Raw genomic sequence first — 26,898 nt, 5'->3', positions numbered from 1 at the left:
TCTTTAGTAACTATTATACAAGTTATATTATTTGTAAGAATAATATAGATATCATTTACTTATAGATAAATTAGAAATATAATTATGTGGAGTGCATAAAATCTTTGAAATATAAAATGGTTTTAAAATATTATATACAATGTATAAATATATTGAAAGATGGAGGTAGACAATGATAAAAGAATTCATAAAATATTACAAACCTTATAAAAAATTGTTTGTACTTGATTTACTAGCTGCTTTCACAGTGGCACTATGTGACTTAGTTTATCCAATGATAACTAGAAGTATAATGGATGATGTTGTACCAAATAAAGATACAAGAATGTTAGTTGTATTTGCAATATCTCTATTAGTTATATTTATTAAAAAAGCAGGATTAAACTATTTTATGCAATACTGGGGGCATGTAGTAGGTGTAAGGATGCAAGCTGATATGAGAAGCTATGTATTTACTCATCTTCAAAAACTTCCAAGTTCTTATTTTAATAATAATAAAACAGGTGTTATAATGTCTAGAATAATAAATGACCTTATGGAGATATCTGAATTGGCTCATCATGGACCAGAAGACTTATTCATATCTATTGTCATGTTGGTTGGTTCATTCTTTATATTATTAGGAATAAATATAGAGCTTACACTAATAGTTTTTGCTATATTACCTATAATACTTTTATATGCTATAACTCAAAGAAAGAGAATGAATAAGGCATTTAAAGAAACTAGAGTAAAAACTGGTGATGTAAATGCTACTTTAGAAAATAGTATAGCAGGTATGAAAGTTACTAAATCATTCTGTACACAAGAAGAAGAATTAGAAAAATTTAATAAATCTAATAACATATTTAAATACGCAAGAGAAAGTGCATATAAAGTTATGGCACAATATTTTTCGGGAATGTTTTTATTTATAGATTTATTAGAGTTAGTTGTTTTAATAGTAGCAGGATATTTTACTTATATGAATCGTATAACGTTAGGTGATTTCGCAGCATATCTTTTATATGTAAAAATGTTTATACAGCCAATTAGAAAATTAATAAACTTTACTGAGCAATACCAAAATGGTATGACAGGATTTGAAAGATTTATGGAAATAATAAATGAAGAAACAGAAAAGGAAGCTAAAAACCCAATAGAACTTAATGGTGTAAAAGGTAATATAGAAATAGAAAATGTATCTTTTACATATGAAGATGAAAATCAAGTTTTAGATAATTTAAATTTATCTATAGAAGCTGGAAAAACAATAGCCTTAGTTGGTCCATCAGGTGGAGGTAAAACAACTTTATGTAATCTTATACCTAGGTTTTTTGATTTTGATGAAGGTAGCATAAAGATAGATGGAATAAATATTAAAGACGTAAGCTTAGATTCCCTAAGAAAAAATATAGGGGTTGTAGCACAAGATGTATTTTTATTTACAGGAACTATAAGAGATAATATTGTAATAGGAAAAACTGGTGCTACTGATGAAGAAATAGTAGAGGCTTGTAAAAAGGCTAAAATACATGATTTTATACAAACTCTTCCTAAAGGTTATGATACATATATAGGAGAAAGAGGAGTTAAGTTATCAGGAGGACAAAAACAAAGAATTTCTATAGCTAGAATATTTTTAAAAAATCCTCCAATAATGATACTAGATGAGGCTACATCAGCACTTGATAATGTCACAGAATATGAAATACAAAAATCTTTAGAAGAGCTAAGTAAAGATAGAACAAATTTAGTTGTGGCACATAGATTATCAACTATAAAAAATGCAGATGAGATAGTAGTATTAACGGAAAAAGGTATAGAAGAGAGAGGAACTCATAAGGAACTTATAGAAAAAGGTGGAGTTTACTCAAAACTTCATAGAAAATAGTAAGTTATATAACAAAAAGATGATTCTAACTTTAGAATCATCTTTTGTTTTTATAAATCAACCCAAGTTGATTTACCTGTATATATAAACTCTGTATGTCTACACTTAGGACAGACGTAAATTTTAAACATTAAATGCTCCTCTACATCAAAGATAGCTTTAAAAAATCCACGGTCAGCCTCTTGAGAATCAAATCTATATTCTTTTAAAAATTCAAGACTTGTGTCACATCTTAGACAGTTCATAAAATATTCCCCCTTAATAAACAAGTAAGTAATATAATTGTAAGATATATTTAGACAAATTTGGTTGCAATATGGTTACATATACCTAAATTAGACAATAAGAAATATTAGAAAGTTATAGAATCTTACAAAAGTGTAATGAAAATGAAAGACAAATGAATATGTAGATTTTTGGATTTAGTATAAAATACATATATAAGAAATCTAAGGAGGTTATTAAATGAATAATATATTAAAAGTTGAAAATATAGAAAAATACTATGGAAATAAAGACAATATAACAAAGGCAATTGATAATATAAGTTTTAGAGTAGATGAAGGAGAATTTGTTGGTATAATGGGTCCTTCAGGAAGTGGTAAGACAACTCTACTAAACTGTATATCGACAATAGACAATGTATCTACAGGAAATATAATAATAAATGGTCAAAATATAACGAATTTAAAATCAAAAAAACTAGATAAGTTTAGACAAAATGAATTAGGATTTATATTTCAGGACTTTAATCTTTTAGATACTTTAACAAATTATGAAAATATAGCATTAGCTCTTACTATAAAAGGAGAGAAGCCATCTAATATAGACTCTAAAGTAAAAGAAGTAGCAAAATATCTAGAAATAGAAAAAGCATTAAATAAATATCCATACCAAATATCAGGAGGACAAAAGCAAAGAGTAGCATCAGCAAGAGCGATTGTTACAAATCCATCACTTGTACTTGCAGATGAACCTACAGGAGCATTAGATTCAAAATCAGCAAGATTATTACTTGAAAGATTTGAAAGTTTAAATGAAGACTTAAAAACAACAATACTTATGGTTACACATGATGCCTTTACTGCAAGTTATGCTCATAGAATCTTATTTATAAAAGATGGAAAAATATTTAGTGAGTTAGTAAGAGGTAGTGATACTAGAAAAGAATTTTTCAACAGAATAATAGAAGTTATAACCCTTCTTGGAGGTGATGACAACGATGTATTCTAAGATAGCAATAGGAAATGTAAAAAAGAGTTTTAAAGATTATGCTATATATTTTTTAACACTAACTTTAGCTGTAAGTATATTCTATAGTTTTAACTCAATAGAATCTCAAAAAGCTATTTTAGAGATGAACAATTCAACAATGGGATTTGTAGATACACTATCTAAGATTATAGGTGGAATATCTGTATTTGTATCATTTATATTAGGTAGTTTAATAGTATATGCAAATAATTTTTTAATCAAAAAACGTAAAAAAGAGCTTGGAATATATATGACTTTAGGTATGGGTAAAGGAAAAATATCTAAAATACTAATTTTAGAAACACTTATAGTTGGGGTAATATCATTAGCAAGTGGGCTTATATTAGGACTAATAATGAGTCAAGGGTTATCATTATTTACATCTAAATTATTTGAAGTAAATATGAGTGAGTATAAATTTATTTTTTCTACAAGTGCAATAATCAAAACCATAATATACTTTGGAATAATATTTTTAATTGTTATGGCATTTAATGTAATTGTAATATCTAGATACAAGATAATAGATTTATTAACTGCAGGGAAAAAGAATGAAAATATAAGATTTAAAAATCCAATTATATACCTAATAACATTTATCTTATGCTTAATTTCAATAGGAACTGCATATAAGCTAATATTAGATGCTAAACTTAATATTGAAGATATAAGATTTTCAATGTCAATAGGACTTGGTGTGGTTGGTACATTCTTATTTTTCTATAGTTTAGCTGGATTTGGATTATATATATTTAAAAATAGTAAAAATATTTATTTTAGAGGATTAAATATTTTTATAACAAAGCAAATAAATAGCAAAGTTAATACAAACTTTATATCAATGTCTATTATATGTCTAATGTTATTTTTAACTATGGGAATGTTATCAACTGGAATAGGGTTTAAAAATGCATTAGAAAAAGGACTTGAGAAAACAACACCATTTGATGCTAGTGCGAGAGTATTTGCAAATGAAGATGGTAAAATTAAAAGTATAAAAGATGCTTTAAATAATTTAGGATTTAAATTTAATGATAAAGACAAATATTTATACTATAATACATATGACTCAGGATTTGAGATAAAGAATCTAAATAAAGGTTTAGATAAGGAAAATCAAAAGAATTTAGACAAGATAGAGGACATAGGTGCTGATTTTATAAAAATATCAGAATACAATGACATAAGAAAGCTAGAGGGTAAAAAAAGTATAAGCTTAGGTAAGAATGAAGTTTTAATTATGTCAAATAATAATATGGCTAGCAAAATAATAAATAACTTTTTAGAAAATAATAAAGAGATAAAAATAGATAAAAAAAATTATAAGGTTAAAAATGAAAAGGCTATAGAGGACTCTCTTCATACAACTGCTTTAGCTGACAATATGTTTACTATAGTAGTTAATGATGATTTAACAAACAAACTTCAAGTTAGAGAATCTTATTTAAATGTGAATTTTGGAGAAAATAGCAAGAACTCAGAAGAAAAACTATCTAAATTATTTGATGATTTTAAAAATGGTAAGATTGACTATAAAAATTCAGCATTTATCTACGGAGAAACTAAGGTTCAAGTATATGCAGAAAGTAAAGGTATGACAACAATTATGTTATTTATAGGTATATACCTAGGAATAATATTCTTAATATCTAGTATGGCAGTATTAGCATTACAACAGTTATCAGAAGCAAGTGATAGTATAGAAAGATATAAATCACTAAGAAGAATAGGTGCAAATGATAAAATGATAAATAAGAGTATATTTATACAAACATTAATATATTTTAGTTTACCAATAGTACTTGCATTTATACATTCTATAGTTGGTATAAAAGTATCAAATGAGTTTATAGCTATGTATGGTAAGCCAGATATAGGATTATCATCTTTAGTAACTGCGTTAATATTTGTGTTTATATATGTTGGATATTTCTATGCAACTTATACTGGATATAAAAATATAGTCAAAAATTCATAATATAAAAATAAGCTAGATACAATATATGTATCTAGCTTGTTTTGTATATTAAAAAAGTATTTGTTTAATGTGGAACTTGTAGTAACTTAAAATATTAAACTAAAAAAGGAGCTATTAGAAATCTAATATAGCTCCTTTTTTAATTATTTACTTTAATCTTTCATCATCTTCATCTACATATTCTAATATGTCTCCAGGTTGACAGTTTAGTATTTTACATATTGAATCTAATGTAGTAAATCTTACAGCTTTGGCTTTATTATTTTTTAATATAGATAGATTAGCCATAGTTATACCAAGTTCCTTTGAAAGTTCGGTAGAACTAATCTTTCTTTTAGCCATCATAACATCTAAATTTACAAGAATTGGCATAAAATATTCCTCACTAAATTGTTTTATCATTTTCATCTTTTATCTTTGTAGCTGTCTCAAATAATTGAGATAAAGTAAGACATAATAATCCTATAACTAGGCAGATAAAAGTAACTACTATAATTGCTGGAATTATAAGAGTGTCATTAAATGGACTTACAAAGTATTTTAGATACAACATGCATACAGCAAATATAATAATCTCACTAAAAGAACATATAGATATAGTTTTTAGAGCTTTTGAGCTGGCCATAGTAAAAGGTATATTCTTTATAATTAATCTACAAAGCTTTTTTAATTTAAATAAAGATATCATATAAGGTATAAAACATAAGTATACGCAAATTGATACATTAATCATTATTGGGTTAAGTTCTGACACAGGTACTTGTGTTTTACATAAAGCTATACTTATCATTGGTGTAGCTAGGAGTAAAACACCTGTAATAAATATTCCTATTAATATAATAACATTTAATATTTTAGAATTTAAGCTTTTTATCATTTTTATTTACCTCTCTTAAAAAATATATATTATACACCTATAATAAATATGTAATTATCGTTTGTAAATAAAAAAATATAATATTACAATAATGTAATGTACAAAAAAACTGTAGATAGCAAAAGGCTTTTCTACAGCTTTGATTTTATTCTATATTTTCTCCGAAATTTTCGCTTATTATTCGCGTATAACTTATAGATTTTGATATTCTGTCTAATATTTCTTCTTTTTTATCTAATACTATATCTTTTCTATCATTCCAAAGTGTATCAAATAAATTATTACACATATTTTTGAAATCATTATCACTTATTATAAAGTAATCATTTTGTCCTGAATTAGGATGTACTTTTGTAAACTTTAAATTCTTAGATAAATATAAAGATGGATTCTCTTTTTCTCTAAAATCATCAACAAAATCTCCATCAACTAATCGTATTTCAACATCATTAGATTCCATTAATATTTTTTCTATATATTCAATATGTCTTTCCCTTTCTTTGAATGTAAGAGTTACTGGTATATTGAAAAAGTGTAAGCAACCTGAAGACATATACTTTCTAAGTTCTGATTCATATATAAGTACTTTAAGATTAGATTTATAAGTAACATTATGAAGGAATACATTTATCTTTTTTAGCTCATTTATAATTTTTTTATTATCTCCAAAAACTCTTTCGGCAATCTCCATGAATAAATCCGGAGGCATAAAGAATTCATTAATAGAACCTAAAAGACATCTTAAATCATTGTTCATTATATATTGTATATAAGTTTGATTTTCTATCATAGAGGTACAATCTCTTTTGTCGTATAAAAGTTTTCCTTTATTTTTTAAAGTATACTTTATATTTGCATAAAAATCTTCTACTAATTTTCTGTCTTTAGAGGTTGTGGTAAACATACATTCACCTTCTTCAAAGAATAGATTTGTAGATAAGAATTTATTTTTAATTGCAAATATTGCAGTATTGGAATTTATACTACAGTTGTATAACTTAAAATTAAGTGAAGTAGATGTTGAAATTAAGTTTATAGCAAGGAGTGTATTAATAACGTCCTCATCTTCATAGTCATTAAGACCGATTAAAAAACTCGCTTTAACATTAACTTTTTTACTTAATTCATTTAAAAAAGCTTTCAAATTAGATAGTGTTAATTTATCTTTATGGTTTAGATAAAGTAAATTTACAGAAATCAGTACTTCTAAATCTTCATCTTTATCAGCATAAAAGCTCAATTCTTTAAAAAAGGTTTTATAAATTATGCCTGGATTAACTAAAGAAGTACTATTATAATATTCCTCTGAATGCGTAGTTTTAGGCATGGATTTTACCTGAGTATTGTTTACATTGACAGTATCCATATAAACTTCTTTGAGCTTAGTTTCTATATATTCTCCAATGAATTCATTACTGCTATCAGAAGATATTTCAAAATAATCTATTAAATTATCTAATGTATCGTCATTTAAAGACTCCATAATAAAGTCTGATATATTTTTACATATTTCATTTATTCTTTTTGAGCTTGGAAGATGTTTAGAAAGAATCCACTTATTTACATAAGAAACATCATAGCCTACATACTTTGCCAAACTACTTTTCTTTTGATTTGATAAGTATAGTAGATTCTCTAATAAACTTCCAAAAGTAATGGTTTTCAAGTTATATTCCCCCCAATAATTCGTTTTATGTCAGCTTTTAAATTATATTATATCACTTACTAAGGTATATTATAAGAGTTCGAAATAGATTGAAATATAATAAAATAGAAGCAATTTGAAGAAAGTTTTTTCAATGAAAAATGCAGAGGCATATAAAAAATGCCTTATATCCTTAAGTTTCGTTATTATTCGTAAAAGTAAGTAGATGATACGTGTTATTATATAAGCATAGACAATGAAAAATACGTTTTCTCAACAAGGGAATACGAAATATACTAAAATTACGGTAAGGAAAAACTAGAAAATTTCTAGGCAATAAAATTAGGAGGATATATGGGCAATTTAAAGAGTAACAAAATAGCAAAGGGATGGATGATAGTAATAGCATGTATGCTTATACAAGCAATACCATTTGGTGTAGCATCAAATATTCAGCCATTATTTATACATCCAGTAACAACAGATAAGGGGTTTAGTCTGAGTTCATTCTCATTAATATTTACAATAGGAACAATAGTATCAGCAGTAGCATCTCCATTTATAGGTGCGCTTTACGGGAAGATAAATGCTAAATTAATATATATAGTAGGATGTTTATTATCTGGTGGAGGATTTATGTTATTCTCTATGTGTACAGAGTTATGGCAATTCTACTTAGTAGCAGGAATAGTTAATATAGGAACATCAGCTATATCAGCTATAGGAGTTCCACTTTTAATAAACTCATGGTTTGATGAAAGTACAAAAGGAAAGGCAATGGGAATTGCTTTTGCTGGAGGATCTATAGGTAATATATTCCTTCAACAAATGGCTATATACTCAATAGCATCTAATGGATATTCTAAAGCTTATTTCTTATTTGGGGTATTATCTTTAGCTGTTGGTATACCAGTCGCATTATTAATGATAAGAATGCCTAAAAATAAAGATGAGATAGTAGTAGGAAATAAAAAATTAGATAAGGCAGAAGATAAAAAGAAAGAAAAAGCAGATTTAGCATATACATTAAAAGAAGTACAGAAGATAAAATATTTTTGGATGATGGCAATAGGATTCTTATTTGTAGGAATATATGTATCTGCATATTCGGTACAATATGCTGCATATTTCCAAGGAGAGTTAAAGTTAAATCCTAGTGTTGTAGCAATGTCAGGTTCAATATTTGCAATTACATCATTATGTGGAAACGTAGTTGGTGGGATATTATTTGATAAAATAGGTGTTATGAAGTGCTTAGTAATATCATCAGTAGCAGTATTTGTGTCAGGAATATTCTTGACTATGTCTGGAACATCTCCAATATTTGCATATGCATTCTCTGCTATAAAAGGTATAGCTGTTTATATGTATATGATGGGACCAGCATATCTTACAGGTTCATTCTTTGGAAGAAAAGAATATGGTAGTATATTAGGTATGATAAACTTAGTATTTGCACTTGGATTCTCAGGAGGATCAGCTATATTTGGTTTATTTACAGATAAGTTTGGTTATAACACTGCATGGATGGGTATATTAGCTTGTGTTGCAGCAGCATACATATTACTTATAATAGCATCTAGAGGAATGAATAATCTAAACAAAGATAGAAGACAAAGATTAGAAGATGAAAAGGAAATTAAAATAGCTTAATAAAAAGTCGCCTTTAATTAAAGGCGACTTTTTAATTTATTTCATTAGAAATGACCATATTCTCAAAGAAATTTTACAAAATGAAGGAATAGAGATAAGTGTGTAAGGTAAACATTAAAAAATGACTATACATGATGGTATTATGCAAAAAGAGTTTGAATTAATCTAATATATATAATAATATCTTAATATGGACATAAAAATATGAGATGATAGGTGTGAATGAATGGAAGAACTAATAAAATCAATTGATGAAATAACTAAAGATGAAGTTATTAAAGTAGTTATAAGTAATAAAAAAAATAAAGATATAAAATACAATAAAATAAATATAGTTTTAAAAGAAAAAAACAATAAAGAATACTATCAAATAGAAAAGTATACGGATAAACAAGTTTTTCATGAGAATATAGAAAAAGATGAGCTAAATACTAAATTATTAGAGTATATAGGCGATAACTATAAACAATTAGCAGCATGGACTATATCTAAAACTTTTGATCTAAAAGTATCTAAAAAAGGTAAAATATTTTTAGGAAAAAAAAATAGTGATAACTCAAATATGGTAAACAAGAGCCATAATAAAGAGAAAAACTATATATTAAAAGAAGGAATGATAATACAACCACTTATAGACTTAGGAGTATTTACTAAGGAAGGGAAGGTTGTTAAATCAAAATATGATAAATATAAGCAAATAAATAGATTTATAGAGATTATTGATGATGAAATTAAGAAGAATAACTATAAAGAACTTACTATATTAGACTTTGGATGTGGAAAATCTTATTTAACATTTGTCTTATATTATTATTTTGTAGAGATAAAAAAAATAGATGTAAAAATGATAGGTCTAGATTTAAAAGCTGATGTCATTAAAAAGTGTAATGATATAGCTAAAAAGTACAATTATGATAATTTAAGCTTTGAATTAGGAGATATAAATGGATATAGATTTACAGATAAGGTAGATATGGTAATAACACTTCATGCATGTGATACGGCTACTGATTATGCTCTATATAATGCTATAAAGTGGAATACAAAGATGATATTCTCAGTTCCTTGTTGTCAACACGAGTTTAATAGTCAAATGAAGTCAGATGAATTTTCTCTACTTACAAAGTATGGGATAATCCAAGAAAGAATGGCTGCACTTATGACAGATGCTGTAAGAGCAAATTTACTTGAAAGTATAGGGTATAAAACTCAATTACTAGAATTTATAGATATAGCCCACTCACCTAAGAATATATTAATAAGAGCGGCTAAGGGAAAAGTGTCTAAAGAGAAGAGAGAAAAAGCATTAAATGAAGTAAATAATTTAATAAGTGAATTTAACTTTAAGCCGACATTATACAAACTTTTAAAAGATGATAAATTAATATAATAAATCTTTATAATTATAAGGGTTATTTATATGTGTGATAAAGTCACAGAAATATGTAGTAAAGTATGGTAACATATATTCATGAACTAAAGTACTTAAGGAGTGATAGTATGATAAGACCATCAGAATACCATAGTCAAGGGTATACTTGTGCAGAAGCATTAATAAAAGCATATAACGAAGAACATAATACAGACATACCTGTTGCACTAGGTAGTGGTATGGGAGTTGGCATGACAGTAGGAAGTATATGTGGTGCTGTAAATGCAGGTATAGTAGTTATAGGATTTATAAAAGGAAGAGAAAATAATACAGAGGCTAATATAGCTAGAAAATATTCAAATAAGTTGATGAAAAAAGTTAGAGAAAAATATAATTCTGAAATATGTGTAGACTTAAAGAAAAATAAAGTTGGATGTGATGAAATAATAAACTTTACTTATGATGCTATAAATGAGCTACTTGCGGAGGAAATGTAAAAATACAAATTAATAACTATTAAATATAAATAAATTTTACCAAGATATAAAATTTTGAAAAATTGATTTAACAGTTATTAAAGGTAATAAATATACTATTAATATATTTTACGCTAGAAATAGTATGTATTAATTTAATAAGGATTAAAGAGGCAATTTTGGAGGGAAAAAATGGGAAAAATAATTAATAGCACTAATTTTGAACAAGAAGTAAATGATGGAGTTGTAGTGGTTGATTTCTTCGCTACTTGGTGTGGACCTTGTAAAATGCTAGCTCCTATATTTGAGCAACTTAGCGTTGAAATGAAAGATGACGCTAAATTTGTTAAGGTAGACATAGATAAAAGTCTTGAAATAGCTAGAAAATATATGATATCTAGTGTTCCTACAATGATGATTTTTAAAGATGGAAAGCCTGTAGATACTATGGTTGGATTTATGCCAAAGGAATCTATAAAGAGCAAAGTAGAATCACATATATAATAAAAATGGATGCCTAAAAGTTTAGGTATCCATTTTTATTGTATTAAGAAATTGATTAAATAAAACAAATATATAAATTATATTATAAAAATGAGAAAAATATAAAATTTATTTTATAGGATGTTTAAAAATAATTAATTAAAAAATACATAAAAATAAAATTTTACATAAAAAAGAAATTATAATATGGTAAAAAATGTAGAAATATATTATATTATTAATAGTCACCGACAGGAACGGACATAGAAGGACACAACCACAATTTATATCATAAGAATAAATTAATTTACTCAGATTATTTTTAAATGATGAATAATATAAGAGTAAATCTAATGACATGGAAAATACTATCCCCCTGAATAGTATTAAAAAAGCTTAAGACTGCATATGCAGTCTATTTTTTTACAAAAAATTAGCTTGCATATTGAGAGGATATATATAGGAAGTTAAGATAAAAGAATTAGTAAAACACAAAAAATGGTATTGATTTAATTAAAACAATACCATTTTTAATTTATTGATATTTACAGATATACTATTATATATGTAGTGCAGGCATTTTCTATAATGATTAGCTATTAAATATAAATAGTTTTTATAAAATTTATTAAAGATTATAATTAAATGAACTAATAAGGTTATCTAACTTGAATTTAGGATATATAGGTTTCGAATTGCACATAGAACGTAATATTAAGTAATGCTTATATTCATTACTATCAGATTTAAAATATTTATTTATAGATATTTCTAACATGTCTTCTTTATCACTAAAATTCATATATTTTAAATAAGAGTCCTTTAAATTAGGGTAATCTAAAGTAAGAGAATAAAACTTTCTTTCTACTATTTTCAAATCTTCTATAAGTTTATATGTTCGATTATTTATTTCTTGATTTAAAAAATCACAATCTCTAGAACTATTAGTTAAATCTGACATAATTTCATACTGGATATGCTTGATTTTTTTATTTAACATAAGGGATAAGCAAAATAGTTCACCTAGTTCTTTTTCTTTTTCAAATTCTCCTTTTAACAAAAGCCTTATAGATGGCAAATCTTTTTTTGAAAATATTTTAAGCTGTCTTCCTTTACCAAATACTATTTTTAATGGAAATTTTAAGTTATCAGGGCTTATAGACTGAGTTAAAATTCCATCTTCTACAATATAAAATTCTTCCCCTTGGTAAATAGCAAAGTTTTTACTGTAATTATAATAAAGTGTTTTTGTTGGGACTTGATCTCCAAACTCAAACTCTTTTAAATTTATGTTAGATCTTATGACTTTACCATCGTCATTTACTGTAGGATAATAAAAACAATCAAATCTCATAAAGTTTATTCCCCCTAATACATAAATTATATATCTATAATAATTATAGTCCTTATATGATGTTTTGTAATTAAGTAATGTAAAATATTTAAATAAATACAACTGTATAGTAAATACAATAAGATAAGCAATACTATATACTTGTGTAGAAAAATGTAAAATTATGTAATATAATGAAAGAGTTAAAAAATACAGATAAAGAGAGGGCAATATGACATATATAAAGAAGTTAAATATTTTTAAAGTGTTAGTAGTATTAATAATGATATTATCTATAAATACTATTAAAATATTTGCTCAAACAAGTCTGAAATTTAGGAACATAACGATTGAGCAGGGATTGTCGCAAGGTACTATAGAAGATTTGTATCAAGATAGCAAGGGATACATATGGATAGGAACTCAAGATGGTTTAAATAGGTATAATGGATATGAGTTTAAACAATATAGACATAATGAAAAATCTAAAAACTCAATAGTAAGTAATAATATTATAAAGATAAAGGAAGATAAGGAAAATAATATATGGGTAGGAACTATAGATGGAGTAAGTAAGATTTCTAAAAATGGAAAGATAAAAAACTACAAACAAGGTAGTAAAAATGGGAATATTTCTGATGACAATGTTTGTGATATACTAGTAACTTCTGATGGAAAAGTTTTAGTTGGTACTACAAATGGACTAAATATATACAATGAGGACAAGGATAGATTTGAAAGAATATTATCGAAAGAATCTGATTTAACAGATCAATTTATTTATTGCTTAGATGAAGATAAGAATAAAAATATATGGATAGGGACTAGTGATGGATTAAATAAAATAAATACAAAAAATAAAAATATAGATAAGATATATCTGACAAAGGATAAGAAACCTAATGAAAAAGATACAATATATGGACTTTATATGGATAAAGAAGGATATGTATGGATAGGAACTATGAAAAATGGTTTATTAAAAATAGATATTAATACAAATAAGATAAAGTTGCATAAAGTAAGTAAACAAAATAAAGAATTAGACTTTGTAAAAAATATATTAAAGGATAGTGAAGGAAATATATGGGTATGTACTGATGATGGATTATTAGAGCTATCTGAGGATGGAAATCATGAAGAATTGTATAAAAATAAACCTTATGATAGTCATAGTTTAATTAGCAATAGTACAAGGTGTATTATGCAAGATAAAAATGGTTTAATTTGGGTAGGTACATACACAGGTATAAGCATATTTGATCCTAAAAATAGAGTGACTCAGTATCAAAGTGATCCTTATGACAAAAACTCTTTGAGTAGCAGTGTAATTCATGGAATATATGAAGATAAAGACGGCTTAATTTGGGTAGGTACAAGATCTGAAGGCGCAAATATAATTAATAGAAAAAAAGGCATAATAAGGCAAATAGAAAAAGGAATATTAACTGATGATAGAATTAGATATATAACAGGTAAAGATGATGATATATGGATTGGAACAAATAGTGGATTAAATAGGATAAATAAAAAAACAAAGAAAATAAAGTATTACACTTTAGATAATGGATTATTAGATAATTATATAAGAACCATTTATATCGATGGAGAATATGTATTTGTAGCCACAAGGGGTGGAGTTAATGTAATTAATTCTAAAACCAATGAAATAAGTAATATAAATGATTTGCTAGAAAGATATAAAATTCCTAAAGACTATATATCTTGTATTTATAAAGATAGGGAAGGTATTTATTGGTTAGGTACATCCACTGAAGGCGGTTTAATAAGCATAAATTCTAAAACTAAAAAAGTAAAAATATACAACAAAAAAGATGGATTAAGCACTAATGAAATAAGGAATGTAGTTGAAGATAATAAAAAGAATTTATGGATAGCCACTAATTATGGTTTAAATAAATTAAACAAAGAGACTGGAAAAATAATACATTTTACAGAACAAGAAGGCTTGCCTAATAATACGATATATGGTGTAGTTCTTGATTATGAAAATAATCCTTGGATGAGTACAAATAATGGGATTTCTAAATTCGATGTAAAAAATAATAAATTTATAAATTTAAATGTTACAGATGGACTTCAAGGTAATGAGTTTAATGCTAATGCTTGCTTTAAAAACTCTAAAGGAGAGATCTTATTTGGAGGGATTAATGGATTAAATATAATTAATCCAAAAAATTTAGTAACATCAAAAGATATATCTAGAGTAATGATTGATGATATATCAGTTAATGGAGTTGTGTTTGAAGAGGGAAAAAATTTAAACTTTAAAAGTGATGAAAATACTATAGAGATAAAATTCTTCTTACCAGATTATAAAAATACTCAAAGAATACAATATGTATATAAGTTAGAAGGGAGTAAGGATAGTTGGCATACCATAAAGGATAATAAAGTAACATATACAAATTTAAGTCCAGGAGATTATAAGTTTGTGGTAAAAGCTATAAATAATGATGGTGTAATGAGCGAAAAAACTAGTATAAACTTTAAGATAAATCCACCATGGTGGAGAAGTAAAGAAGCAATAGTTATTTATGCACTTATTATAATAGCCATTATTGTCCACAATCAAAGAAAAATGAAAAGGCTAGACAAATTAGTAGGAGAAAGAACAGAAGAACTACGAGAAGAGATGGAAAAAAATAAAGTTCTTTTTGATAAGGTTATTGAACTTGAAAAAAATAAAAATAATTATTTTATAAACTTATCTCATGAATTAAGAACACCATTAAATCTTATACGTAGCACAGAGCAGCTAATAACAGGGCTTAATAATCGTGGAAAGCAAATATCAAGTGAAAAAATAGAATATTATATGAGTATTTTAAGAAAAAATTCAAATCGATTATTAAGGCTTATTAATAATATTATTGATACATCAAAAATAGAAAATGGGAACTATATACTTAATATAAACGAGCATGATATAGTCTACTTAGTAGAGGAAAGTGCATTAAGCTTGAGCAATTTAGCTAATGATAAGGGAATTGAATTGATAGTAGACCCTTATATAGAAGAAAAAACAATACTATGTGATTCATATGATATTGATAGATGTATAGTAAACTTAGTAAATAATGCTATAAAGTTTACAGATGAAGGTGGAAAGGTAGAAGTTATAATTAAAGAAGTTGGAACAAACGTACAGATAGAAATATCTGATACAGGAGTAGGAATAGAAGAAAAATATCATCATTCTATATTTAATAGATTTAACCAAGTGATAGATGAATATGGTGAATCAAAACAAGGTAGTGGACTAGGTCTTACTATAACAAAACATATTATCAATTTACATAAAGGTGAAATATATGTAGAAAGTGAATTAGGGAAAGGAACTAAATTTACAATAATATTACCAGAAAATATGTACAAAAATAACTAGCTTATAGCTAGTTATTTTTGTTACATAGATTGATTAAATACCATAAGAAATGTCAAAGATAGTATTAACAATTAATTTAGGGGGTATATAGAATGGTTTTAAGTAGAGAGAATATAATAGAGGGGCTAATAGATTTAAAAAATGAAAGAGAAAATGAAAGTAAAAAAATAATAATAAACATAAAGGAAATAGTAGAGAGTCAAAATATAGATGATATGGAAAAGTTAAAGCTGATTAATAATGAATTAGGTAAAATACTAGTTATATAATAAAACTATACACAAAAATAATTTAATATAGTTAGCATTATAGTAAGCTAAATTAGTTTATATACAAATTTTTTTATTATTATATAGGAGACTTAGAATTGATACTAGCTTAATAAAAGTTATATAAATACAAAGTAAATTTAATATTATAAGAATATATTATTAATAACACACGAATAAGCATAAAATGTTAAGGAGTAATTATATATTTAAGAAATTTTTCTAAAATTGTTAGTTAAATTTTCCACTATATTTATGTTAATTTGTGGATAGATTATTATATTTTTTAAATAATTACATATGTTTAGATACTAGTGTAACATTAAAATTAGGTTAATATATTTATTTAAATCAATAAATAAATTATAATAAATAAAAAGATATATGGAGGGGAATCTATGAATTTTAAATTTTGCCACAATAACTTTAATGTATTAAATCTTGAGAAAAGTCTTGAGTTTTATGAAAAAGCATTAGGTCTTAAAGAAGTAAGAAGAAAAGAAGCTGAAGACGGAAGTTTCATATTAGTTTATTTAGGTGATGGAGAAAGTAATTATACGCTAGAATTAACTTGGTTAAGAGATTGGGATAGACCGTATAATTTAGGAGATAATGAATTCCATCTAGCTCTTAGAGTAGATGACTTTGAAAAAGCTCACAAATTACATAAGGATATGGGATGTATATGTTTTGAGAATGAAGCTATGGGAATTTATTTTATAGCAGATCCAGATAATTACTGGATAGAAATACTTCCTCAAAATATGTAATTTGTTTAACTAGTTAAATAACATTTGAAACAGTATATAAAAAGTATTGTAGCTAATATAGCTAACAATACTTTTTTTATTAGAGTGTACTTGTATCAAATAAAAAACTATATTGATTTATATAGGACGGTTTATTTATAAGATTAATATTGACTCAGAGAATAATAAAATATAATAATATAAAGATAGATTATAAAATAGAGAGGTATTAGATATGAAGAATATAGTAGCTATATGTGAAAATTTACAAAGTGCTGAAGCAATAAAGTTAGCAGGAAAAGAATTAGGGATAAATGTAGTTTGTGAAATACAAGAAAATTGCAAAATACAAAATGAAATAAGTGAAGCTGAAATTAGAAAAGCATGTGCAGTATTATTTGTAATAAGCTTTGAAGTGGAAGATATAGAAAAGATAGAAAGATTTATAGATTGTGAATACTATGAAGTAGAGCCTAAGTATGTTATAAATGATGCAAAATCAGTAATTAAAGAGATAATGGAAGAAATAAATTAGTAGGTTAAGTAATAGAAATTAAAGTATTATATCATTAAATGTAAATTAAGAGAATATATTAATGCAAGCGGTGATATAATTGAAAATATTTAATAAAGAAAGTCTATTATTTAATATATTTGGAAATGTAAGAAAAGTAATTGCGTTGTTGCTTACATTAGTATTTTGTTATCTAAGTATTAGTGGAACCATAACACAATAACAATTTATATCTGTCTTTAGTATGGTTTTAGGATATTATTTTGGTAAGTCAACAGCACTAGATGTTCCAGATAAATTAAGAAAAAAAGAAAATACTATCACTAAAGAGATTAGTGAAGCAGATAAAAACATATTTGATTAAAATAAAAGCTCAGACTTAATTGTCTGAGCTTATTTCCATTAATACCTCTTTTAAATTCTCAAGAGATGTATTTAATTTATTAAGTTGGTCGTCTGGAATAGTTGAAAGCCTATTTTTTAAAGTATCTTTCATAAGATTAAACTTATCTTTTAAATATTGATCTCCTTTATCAGTTAAGCTAATATTAACTATTCTACGATCTTTTGTATCATGAGCTCTTTCAACCATTCCTTCATTTATAAGTTTATTAAGAAGTTTTGTCATATTTGGTGTTGAAATTAACAGCTTTTTAGCAACTTCAGAAATTGGTTGAGTACCCTTACGTCTAAGAACTTCCATTATTTGGAAGTGAGAATGATTGAATGTATCATTTCTAAAACCACATTCATTCCTAATTATTTTCTTTTGAAATAATGGCATTATCTTTACAAAATTTTGAACTATAGATTCTAATTTATCATCAGCCATAATAATACCTCCATAAAAATTTATTTTAACACAAATTTTACCCATAAAAATTATTTCATACTATATACAACATTAAATTTATTTTCAGACTGTAGGGAAATACAATATATATAAATTTTACAATATTTTATATACTATTTTTAGTTATAAAAATAGTATATAAAATATTGACTTTTTTTTAAAATACTATATACTTAAAAAATATAATAGTTAAAAAGTATAACTATTAACTAGTATAAGTAGTTTAATATTATTATACATCAAAAACTATAAATTGTGTAAAAAGACTAAAATTAAATGGAGGGAATTTTAAGCTATGTTTAAGATTTTTAAATACTCAAAACCGTTTATTGTGTCAATTATTATGGCGGTTATGCTTTTAGTAGTTCAAGCAATGTGTGATTTATCATTGCCTGATTATACTTCAAACATAGTAAACGTAGGAATTCAACAAAGTGGTATAGAAAATGCAGTACCAGTTGTTATAAGAGAAACAGAATTTAAGAAGTTAAAAATATTTATGAACGACACTGAAAAAGAAAAGGTTGAAAAATATTATAACTTGATAGACAAAGAAGACTTAAGTGACAAGGAGTATAACAAAGAAGTTGAAAAGTATCCTGCACTTAAGAATGAACCTTTATACCAATTAAATACTAAAGATAAAGATGTTATAGATAGCTTAAACAAGATAATGTCTGACTCTATGATGAGAGTAGCAGCTATAAATATGGCTAGTGATAAAGGCGATATACCAAATGTACCAAAGGGTACTGATATATGGCCTATGATAGAAAATATGCCAAAGGCTCAATTAGATACTATGATGAAGCCTATTGATGAAAAAATAGATGATTTAGATCCTAGCATGCTTACTCAATCAGCTATTTATGCAGTTAAAACTGAATATGAAAAAATAGGCATGGACTTAACTAAGTTACAAAACAATTATATATTCAAAACAGGAGCGATAATGATAGTAATAGCTCTTGTAGGTATGGCAGCTACAATATCAGTAGTTTATATAGCTGGTAGAGTTGGTGCAGGTGTAGGAAGAAATATACGTAAAGATGTATTTAGAAAAGTTGTAGGATTTTCTAATGTAGAATTTAACAAATTTTCTACAGCATCACTTATAACTCGTAGTACAAATGATATACAACAGATACAAGTATTTACTGCGATGTTTATAAAGATGGTATTTTATGCTCCAATACTAGGGATAGGTGGGGTATTAAAAGTACTAGATACAGATACTTCTATGTCTTGGATAATAGGAGTGGCTATTGGTGCAATACTAATAGTTGTTACAGTATTATTTAGTTTAGCTATACCGAAGTTTAATAGAGTTCAAAAGCTTATAGATAAATTAAACCTAGTAACACGTGAATCATTAACAGGAATGTTAGTTATAAGAGCTTTTAGTACTCAAAAAATAGAAGAAGAAAGATTTGATGAAACAAATACTCTTTTAAGAAAAACAAATACATTTGTAAATCGTATAATGACTATGATGATGCCGACTATGATGCTTATTATGAATATAACAACTGTACTAATAGTATGGGTTGGGGCTAAGCAAATAGATGCAGGTGCGATACAAGTCGGGGATATGATGGCATTTATACAATACTCTATGCAAATAATAATGGCATTCTTAATGATATCAATGTTATCAGTAATACTTCCAAGAGCAGCTGTATCAGCTAAGCGTATAATGGAAGTACTAGGTACAGAAGTATCTATAAAAGATGTTGAAAACACTAAAAAATTTGATGATTCAAAAGATGGAGAAGTTGAATTTAAAAACGTATCATTTAAATACCCTAATGCAGAAGATAATGTATTAAGTGATATAAGTTTTGTTGCTAAGCCAGGTCAAACAACTGCATTTATAGGAAGTACAGGAAGTGGTAAATCAACTCTAATAAACCTTATACCTCGTTTCTTTGATGCTACTGAGGGAGAAGTTTTAGTAAATGGAGTTAATATAAAGGACGTAAGCCAACACGATCTTAGAGAAAAAATAGGATATGTACCTCAAAAAGGAGTTTTATTCTCTGGAACAATAGATAGTAATATAAAATATGGTGCAAGAGATATAAGTAAGGAAGAAGTTGAAAGAGCAGCACAAACAGCTCAAGCAATGGAGTTTATATCTACTAAGCCAGAAAAATTCGAAACTGAAATATCTCAAGGTGGTACGAATGTATCTGGAGGTCAAAAGCAAAGACTTTCTATCGCTCGTGCTTTAGCTAAAAAGCCTAAGATATTTATATTTGATGATAGTTTCTCAGCTTTAGATTTAAAAACAGATGCAAAACTTAGAAAAGAACTGAAAAATCAAACTGGAGATTCAACAGTTTTAATAGTAGCTCAAAGAATCAGTACTATAATGAATGCAGAGCAAATAATAGTGCTTGATGAAGGAAAGATGGTAGGTAAAGGAACTCATCAAGAGCTAATAGAAAACTGTGACGTATATAAGCAAATTGCACTATCTCAGTTATCAAAGGAGGAGTTAGTCAATGAGTGTTAAGAAAAGCAAAAGACCTATGAGAATGGGTGGAGGACCTTCTATGATGGCAGGTTCAGAAAAAGCAAAAGACTTTAAAGGGACTATGAAAAAATTACTTAATCGTTTAAGTCCATATAAAGTGTCATTAATATTTGTTGTATTATTTGCTATAGGTAGTGCGGTATTTACTATAGTGGGACCTAAAATATTAGGTAATGCAACAACAGAAATATTTGAAGGATTAGTAAGCAAAGTAAGTGGAAGCGGAAGCGGAATAGATTTTACTAGCATATCAAAAACACTAGCTATGCTAGTTGGATTATATGTTATAAGTGCACTGTTTTCATTTGTTCAGACATTTGTTACATCTGATATATCACAAAAGGTATCTTATAATTTAAGAAAAGAGATATCAGAAAAAATAAACAAATTACCTCTTAAATACTTTGATGGAACAACAAACGGAGAAGTATTATCGAGAGTTACTAACGATGTAGATGCAATAAGTCAAAACTTAAACCAAATACTATCACAGATGATAACTGCAGCGACAGTACTTATAGGTGTACTAGTGATGATGTTATCAATAAGTGTAAGTATGACTTTAGTAACTTTAGTAATAATACCTTTAGCATTAGTATTTATAAGTATTGTTGTTAAAAAATCTCAAAAACACTTTAAAGATCAACAAGAGTACTTAGGTCACACTAATGGTCACATAGAGGAAATATATAGTGGGCACAATATAATGAAAGCATTTAATGGTGAAGAAAAAGCTATTGAAGAATTTAATGAGCTAAACAATACATTATATAATTCTGCTTGGAAATCTCAAGCATTATCTGGAATGATGATGCCTATAATGACTTTTATAGGAAACTTAGGATATGTAATGGTAGCTATAATGGGTGGATATCTTACAATAAAGAAAAAAATAGAAGTTGGGGATATACTATCATTTATTCAATATGTAAGATCATTTATGCAACCAATAGCACAAACAGCTCAAATTGCCAATGTAATGCAACAAACGGCAGCTGCTGCTGAAAGAGTATTTGAATTCTTAAGTGAAGATGAAGAAATGGAAGAAACTAAAACACCTGTATCAACTGAAAATATTAAAGGTGAAGTTGAATTTGAAAATGTAAACTTTGGATACAGTGATGATAAAATAATAATAAATGATTTCTCAATAAAAATAAAATCAGGTCAAAAAGTAGCGATAGTAGGTCCTACAGGAGCAGGTAAAACTACAATAGTAAAACTTCTTATGAGATTCTATGAGTTAAATAGTGGAAAGATATTAATAGATGGACACGATATAAAAGAATTTACAAGAAGAGATTTAAGAAATCTATTTGGTATGGTTTTACAAGATACTTGGTTATTTAATGGAAGTATAATGGATAATATACGTTATGGAAACCTTAAAGCGAGTGATGAAGAGGTTATAAAAGCAGCAAAACTTGCGCATGCAGATCACTTTATAAAGACATTAAGTGATGGATATAATATGGAAATAAATGAAGAGGCTAACAATATATCTCAAGGTCAAAAACAATTACTAACAATAGCAAGAGCTATACTTGCAGACCCAAAAATATTAATATTAGATGAAGCAACAAGCTCTGTTGATACTCGTACAGAAGTATTAATACAACAAGCTATGGAAAATCTTATGGAAGGTAGAACAAGCTTTATAATAGCTCATAGATTATCTACTATAAGAAATGCTGATTTAATATTAGTAATGAAAGATGGGGACATAGTAGAACAAGGTAGTCATGATGAATTACTAAAAGAAGGCGGATTCTATTCTGAATTATACAATAGTCAGTTTGAAGAAGTAGAAGCCTGTTAATAAAATAAAAAGCGATTCTTAAGTTTAATAACTTATGAATCGCTTTTTATTTTATTAAAATATTGTATTTTAAATTATAGAGAAAAGAGTTTTCGTATATATAATTACACATATTTTTATATGAATCTAGAATATAAAAGTACAAATCATAAACACAAAATTACAAATACACAGATTGAAAAAGTTACTACAATTAAAGTAAGTAATATAATTTTATAAAACATAACAAATAATATCAAAATTTAAGGAGTGGGGGATTATGCCAAATATAGTATTAACAAGAATCGATAACAGATTGATACATGGTCAAGTAGCGACAATGTGGTCTTCAAGTGTAGGAGCAAATTTATTATTAGTTGCAAATGATGAGGTATGTGCTAATGAATTTAGACAAGGTCTTATGGATATGGCAGCACCAAGCTTTGCGCAAACTAGATATTTTAGTATAGAAAAAACTATAAATATAATAGACAAAGCAAGTGATGCTCAACATATAGCAATAATATGTGAAACTCCACAAGATGTAGTGAGATTAGTAGAAGGTGGAGTACCAATAAAAGAAGTTAATATAGGAAATATGCATATGGCAGAAGGGAAAAGACAAGTATCTAAAGCTGTATGCGTAGATGATGATGACGTCAAAGCATTTAGACGTCTTCAAGAACTTGGTGTGAAGCTAGAAATCAGAAGGGTTCCAAGTGAATCTGCTGAGAGTCTAGATGAACTATTTAAATAAAATTCAATAAGGGGGTAAGTTTATGGAATTAAGTTTTATTCAAATTGGTCTTATATTAATAGTTACAATGATAGCAGCAATAGACCAATTTAACTTCTTAGAGTCCTTTTATAGACCGATAGTAATTGGTCCTATAATAGGAGCTATAATGGGAGATTTACAAACAGGACTTATAGTTGGTGGTTCATATGAACTTATGATGATAGGAGCAATGCCAGTAGGAGGAGCACAACCTCCAAATGCAGTTATAGGTGGAATAATGGCTACAGTATTTGCTATTCAATCAGGATTAGATACTTCAGCTGCACTACCTCTTGCAATACCATTTGCATTACTTGGTCAATATGCAGTAACAGCTTTATTTACAGTAATGTCTCCATTAATGGGACTATGTGATAAGGCAGCAGATGAGGCTAATCCAAAAGGTATAGATAGAGTCAATTATATGGCTATGGGAATATTAGCAGTATCATTTGCATTGATAGTTTTAGCTGGATTATTATCAGGTCAGGCAATAGGAGAAACTTTAACAAAAGTATTACCACAATGGGTTTGGGATGGACTAACTGCAGCAGGTAAGATGATGCCAGCACTAGGATTTGCAATGTTACTTAAAGTTATGTTAAGTAAAGAATATGCATTATTTATGATGTTAGGATTTGTTTTAGTAGCATATGGTAAATTACCACTTTTAGCTATAGCTATAGTAGGTATAGCTGCAGCAGTTTATGACTTCCATGTAAGTATGAAAACTAAAAATACAGGAGGAGGTATAGGCGATGGCATCTAATACAGAAGCATTAAAAAGTCAAAGAGAGTATATCGATAAAACAGAAGGCGAAACTCTTGACAATAAAACATTAAATCAAATGGCTTGGAGATCAATGTTTTTACAAGCATCATTTAACTATGAAAGAATGCAAGCTGGAGGATGGTTATACTCTATACTTCCAGGGCTTAAAAAAATACACAAAAACAAAGAAGATTTATCAACATCAATGAAACATAATATGGAGTTTTTCAACTGCCATCCGTTTTTAATAACATTTGTTATGGGGATAATATTATCTCTTGAACAAAAAAAGGCAGATGTTCAAACTATACGTGCTCTAAGAGTTGCAGCAATGGGACCTTTAGGTGGTATAGGAGATGCAATATTCTGGTTTACATTATTACCAATATCTGCAGGTATAGGAGCGAATCTTTCTTTACAAGGAAGTATATTAGGACCAATTATATTCTTTGTGTTATTTAATATAGTACATTTAGGATTGAGATTTGGTCTTATGCATTGGTCATATAAAGTTGGTGTTGAAGGTATAACTAAGCTTACTAAAAATGCTAAAGAATTTACTAGATCAGCTACAGTACTTGGTATGATAGTAGTAGGAGCATTAATAGCATCATATGTAAATATAAATATAGTTACTCCAGAATACTTAAGTATGTCTGGAACTATAGACTTACAAAAGATACTAGATTCTATAATGCCATGTTTATTACCTCTTGGATTAACATTTGGAATGTATGGATTAGTTAAGAAAAATGTTTCCCCGTTAGTTAATATATTAGTATTAGTAGTAATAGGATTAATAGGAGCATTCTTAGGTATACTCTAGGAGGATAAAATGATAATAATAACAGGACATGGGAATTTTGGAAGTGGACTTAAAAGTAGTTTGGATTTAATTGCAGGAAAATATGATTTTATAAAAACTGTTGATTTTACAGAAAATAAATCATCAGATGATTTAAAAGAAGAAATAAGAAACATAGTTAAAGATACTTATAATAAAGTATATATATTTACAGATTTACCTGGAGGAACTCCTTTTAAGGTTAGTAGTGAATTAACATTAGAACATTCGAATATAGAAGTTTTTTGTGGAACTAATCTGCCAATGCTAGTTGAATCTACTATGATGGTGTCTCTAGGATTTGAGATTGATAGTGAGGCTATAAAGACAGCTGGAATAAACAGTATAAAACCGCCAATAAGAAAAGTTGTGTTGGCTGAAGATGGAATATAAATTATAAAAAAGGAGGATGCAAAATTGCATTCTTCTTTTTTTATAATTTATTTAAGCTTTTTATAATAAAAAATAATATTATGGAAAAATTAAATATAATTATGCTATTTCTTACAGGAGGAAGTAATATGGACAATATAAGAGAAACTAGATATAAAAGAGAAGATGGAACATATGATATATCTTTAGAAGTTAAAGATTCTGCATACTTTAATGTATTTGATAACGCAGACACAACATCAGGTAAAGAATTTCTAAGAGATTATTTAAAAAGTAATGCAGATGATGCTAGATATGCGGATATTTCTGTAAATCATAATAAGGGTAGACGTATAGTAAGCATAAAAGCTAAACTAGATTATGAAGGTAATATGCACACATCATATGATAACAGAAGAAAATTATATTAAATAAAAAATAATATACATATTGTACTAGTTAAAATTAATTATAAAAATAAAGATAAGAAAAAATTAACTAGTACAATATATTTAAAACTAAGTGAATATAAGTAATTTATTGATATTAATATTAAATAATAAATATAAAAATAAAAAAGTTTATAAAAAGTATTGACGATATAAAATTATGGTGATATAGTATTACTTGTCCTTAAGAAAAGGGCAAAGCAAAAAAGTAAGCGCCGACACAGTCGCTTAAAATGAACTTTGAAAATTAAACAGTAGGTTAATTTATATAACTGATTCTTAAAGAATCGAAAACAAACCAAGCCAGATATTCAGATAATGATAGTCTGAGCAGGAAAACTTATATTTGAGCAACAGAATAAGTTGAGTGAATACGAAACTTGTTTGTTGGCGATATAAATTCAAATTTATTTTGAGAGTTTGATCCTGGCTCAGGATGAACGCTGGCGGCGTGCCTAACACATGCAAGTCGAGCGATTTACTTTTAGTAAAGAGCGGCGGACGGGTGAGTAACGCGTGGGTAACCTGCCCTGTACACACGGATAACATACCGAAAGGTATGCTAATACGAGATAACATGTTTTTATCGCATGGTAAAAACATCAAAG

24 protein-coding genes and 1 rRNA gene are annotated in these 26,898 nt (G+C 26.9%); 19 read left to right on the top strand and 6 right to left on the bottom strand.

Going from position 1 to position 26,898, the window contains the following annotated elements; translation table 11 throughout:
- The first annotated feature begins 172 nt into the window (after positions 1-172).
- The gene (locus tag I4U66_RS04870) at positions 173-1,873 is read left to right on the top strand and encodes an ABC transporter ATP-binding protein (RefSeq protein ID WP_195928549.1); all 1,701 of its coding nucleotides are present in this window, start codon (positions 173-175) and stop codon (positions 1,871-1,873) included.
- Positions 1,874-1,923: 50 nt separating this feature from the next.
- On the opposite strand, the gene I4U66_RS04865 is transcribed toward I4U66_RS04870, so the two are convergent.
- The gene (locus I4U66_RS04865; protein ID WP_092922979.1) at positions 1,924-2,118 is read right to left on the bottom strand and encodes a zinc ribbon domain-containing protein; all 195 of its coding nucleotides are present in this window, start codon (positions 2,116-2,118) and stop codon (positions 1,924-1,926) included.
- A gap of 220 nt (positions 2,119-2,338) precedes the next feature.
- On the opposite strand from I4U66_RS04865, the gene I4U66_RS04860 reads away from it, so the two are divergent.
- Positions 2,339-3,106, top strand: coding sequence for an ABC transporter ATP-binding protein (locus tag I4U66_RS04860; protein ID WP_092922982.1), 768 nt, complete (start codon positions 2,339-2,341; stop codon positions 3,104-3,106).
- On the top strand, positions 3,096-5,105 hold the full coding sequence (locus I4U66_RS04855; RefSeq protein WP_092922985.1) for an FtsX-like permease family protein: 2,010 nt from the start codon (positions 3,096-3,098) through the stop codon (positions 5,103-5,105). Before I4U66_RS04860 ends, I4U66_RS04855 begins: the two co-directional genes overlap by 11 nt.
- 147 nt (positions 5,106-5,252) lie before the next feature.
- Here the strand turns inward: I4U66_RS04855 and I4U66_RS04850 are convergent, their stop codons facing one another.
- The 3 genes from I4U66_RS04850 to I4U66_RS04840 form a co-directional block, all read right to left on the bottom strand.
- Positions 5,253-5,477, bottom strand: coding sequence for a helix-turn-helix domain-containing protein (locus tag I4U66_RS04850; protein WP_092923282.1), 225 nt, complete (start codon positions 5,475-5,477; stop codon positions 5,253-5,255).
- Between the two features lie 13 nt (positions 5,478-5,490).
- Entirely contained in the window at positions 5,491-5,982 is a 492-nt protein-coding gene (locus tag I4U66_RS04845) for a DUF2975 domain-containing protein (RefSeq protein WP_092922988.1), read from the bottom strand.
- A 145-nt stretch (positions 5,983-6,127) separates the two neighbouring features.
- Positions 6,128-7,648, bottom strand: coding sequence for a hypothetical protein (locus tag I4U66_RS04840; RefSeq protein ID WP_092922991.1), 1,521 nt, complete (start codon positions 7,646-7,648; stop codon positions 6,128-6,130).
- Between the two features lie 333 nt (positions 7,649-7,981).
- On the opposite strand from I4U66_RS04840, the gene I4U66_RS04835 reads away from it, so the two are divergent.
- The 4 genes from I4U66_RS04835 to trxA all read left to right on the top strand — a co-directional run bounded on the left by I4U66_RS04835 (position 7,982) and on the right by trxA (position 11,632).
- Positions 7,982-9,280, top strand: a complete 1,299-nt coding sequence (locus I4U66_RS04835; protein WP_195928548.1) for a conjugated bile salt MFS transporter — start codon at positions 7,982-7,984, stop codon at positions 9,278-9,280.
- A 226-nt stretch (positions 9,281-9,506) separates the two neighbouring features.
- Positions 9,507-10,670 (top strand): class I SAM-dependent methyltransferase, encoded by a 1,164-nt coding sequence (locus tag I4U66_RS04830; RefSeq protein ID WP_092922997.1) that lies wholly within the window; start codon positions 9,507-9,509, stop codon positions 10,668-10,670.
- 110 nt (positions 10,671-10,780) lie between these two features.
- Complete coding sequence (locus tag I4U66_RS04825; protein WP_092923000.1) at positions 10,781-11,149, top strand: C-GCAxxG-C-C family (seleno)protein; 369 nt, start codon at positions 10,781-10,783, stop codon at positions 11,147-11,149.
- A gap of 171 nt (positions 11,150-11,320) precedes the next feature.
- The gene (trxA, locus tag I4U66_RS04820) at positions 11,321-11,632 is read left to right on the top strand and encodes a thioredoxin (protein ID WP_092923003.1); all 312 of its coding nucleotides are present in this window, start codon (positions 11,321-11,323) and stop codon (positions 11,630-11,632) included.
- A gap of 607 nt (positions 11,633-12,239) precedes the next feature.
- Here the strand turns inward: trxA and I4U66_RS04815 are convergent.
- Positions 12,240-12,965, bottom strand: coding sequence for a hypothetical protein (locus I4U66_RS04815; RefSeq protein ID WP_092923006.1), 726 nt, complete (start codon positions 12,963-12,965; stop codon positions 12,240-12,242).
- Positions 12,966-13,176: 211 nt separating this feature from the next.
- Between I4U66_RS04815 and I4U66_RS04810 the strand changes: the two genes are divergently transcribed.
- The 4 genes from I4U66_RS04810 (at position 13,177) to I4U66_RS04795 (ending at position 17,906) form a co-directional block, all read left to right on the top strand.
- Positions 13,177-16,353 (top strand): ligand-binding sensor domain-containing protein, encoded by a 3,177-nt coding sequence (locus I4U66_RS04810; protein WP_092923009.1) that lies wholly within the window; start codon positions 13,177-13,179, stop codon positions 16,351-16,353.
- Between the two features lie 92 nt (positions 16,354-16,445).
- Entirely contained in the window at positions 16,446-16,622 is a 177-nt protein-coding gene (locus I4U66_RS04805) for a hypothetical protein (RefSeq protein WP_176698638.1), read from the top strand.
- 398 nt (positions 16,623-17,020) lie between these two features.
- Positions 17,021-17,392, top strand: coding sequence for a VOC family protein (locus I4U66_RS04800; protein ID WP_195928547.1), 372 nt, complete (start codon positions 17,021-17,023; stop codon positions 17,390-17,392).
- A gap of 214 nt (positions 17,393-17,606) precedes the next feature.
- Positions 17,607-17,906, top strand: a complete 300-nt coding sequence (locus I4U66_RS04795) for a PTS sugar transporter subunit IIBC (protein ID WP_092923015.1) — start codon at positions 17,607-17,609, stop codon at positions 17,904-17,906.
- A gap of 358 nt (positions 17,907-18,264) precedes the next feature.
- Here I4U66_RS04795 and I4U66_RS04790 read toward each other — a convergent pair whose 3' ends face one another.
- The gene (locus I4U66_RS04790; protein WP_166504835.1) at positions 18,265-18,717 is read right to left on the bottom strand and encodes a MarR family winged helix-turn-helix transcriptional regulator; all 453 of its coding nucleotides are present in this window, start codon (positions 18,715-18,717) and stop codon (positions 18,265-18,267) included.
- A 316-nt stretch (positions 18,718-19,033) separates the two neighbouring features.
- Here I4U66_RS04790 and I4U66_RS04785 point away from each other — a divergent pair, with 316 nt between their 5' ends.
- The 8 genes from I4U66_RS04785 to I4U66_RS04750 form a co-directional block, all read left to right on the top strand.
- On the top strand, positions 19,034-21,256 hold the full coding sequence (locus I4U66_RS04785) for an ABC transporter ATP-binding protein (RefSeq protein ID WP_195928546.1): 2,223 nt from the start codon (positions 19,034-19,036) through the stop codon (positions 21,254-21,256).
- Positions 21,246-23,096 (top strand): ABC transporter ATP-binding protein, encoded by a 1,851-nt coding sequence (locus tag I4U66_RS04780; protein ID WP_202819465.1) that lies wholly within the window; start codon positions 21,246-21,248, stop codon positions 23,094-23,096. Before I4U66_RS04785 ends, I4U66_RS04780 begins: the two co-directional genes overlap by 11 nt.
- A gap of 259 nt (positions 23,097-23,355) precedes the next feature.
- Positions 23,356-23,832 carry a PTS galactosamine transporter subunit IIB gene (gene agaB / locus I4U66_RS04775; RefSeq protein WP_092923024.1) on the top strand — a complete coding sequence of 159 codons (477 nt, stop codon included), beginning with the start codon at positions 23,356-23,358 and terminating at the stop codon, positions 23,830-23,832.
- A gap of 22 nt (positions 23,833-23,854) precedes the next feature.
- Positions 23,855-24,622, top strand: coding sequence for a PTS mannose/fructose/sorbose/N-acetylgalactosamine transporter subunit IIC (locus tag I4U66_RS04770; protein ID WP_092923027.1), 768 nt, complete (start codon positions 23,855-23,857; stop codon positions 24,620-24,622).
- A complete protein-coding gene (locus I4U66_RS04765; protein WP_092923030.1) occupies positions 24,612-25,451 on the top strand; it encodes a PTS system mannose/fructose/sorbose family transporter subunit IID in 840 nt (279 codons plus the stop codon). The genes I4U66_RS04770 and I4U66_RS04765 overlap by 11 nt, the downstream gene beginning before the upstream one ends.
- Positions 25,452-25,460: 9 nt before the next feature.
- Positions 25,461-25,862, top strand: coding sequence for a PTS sugar transporter subunit IIA (locus I4U66_RS04760; RefSeq protein WP_092923033.1), 402 nt, complete (start codon positions 25,461-25,463; stop codon positions 25,860-25,862).
- A gap of 128 nt (positions 25,863-25,990) precedes the next feature.
- Positions 25,991-26,272 (top strand): hypothetical protein, encoded by a 282-nt coding sequence (locus I4U66_RS04755; protein ID WP_166504837.1) that lies wholly within the window; start codon positions 25,991-25,993, stop codon positions 26,270-26,272.
- Between the two features lie 426 nt (positions 26,273-26,698).
- Positions 26,699-26,898, top strand: a 16S ribosomal RNA gene (locus I4U66_RS04750); the annotation flags it as partial.

The sequence above is a fragment of the Romboutsia sp. D33t1_170424_H2 genome, from assembly GCF_015669105.1.
Taxonomy (GTDB): Bacteria; Bacillota; Clostridia; order Peptostreptococcales; family Peptostreptococcaceae; genus Romboutsia_C; species Romboutsia_C hominis.
This window is presented reverse-complemented; position numbering and strand designations above follow the sequence as displayed.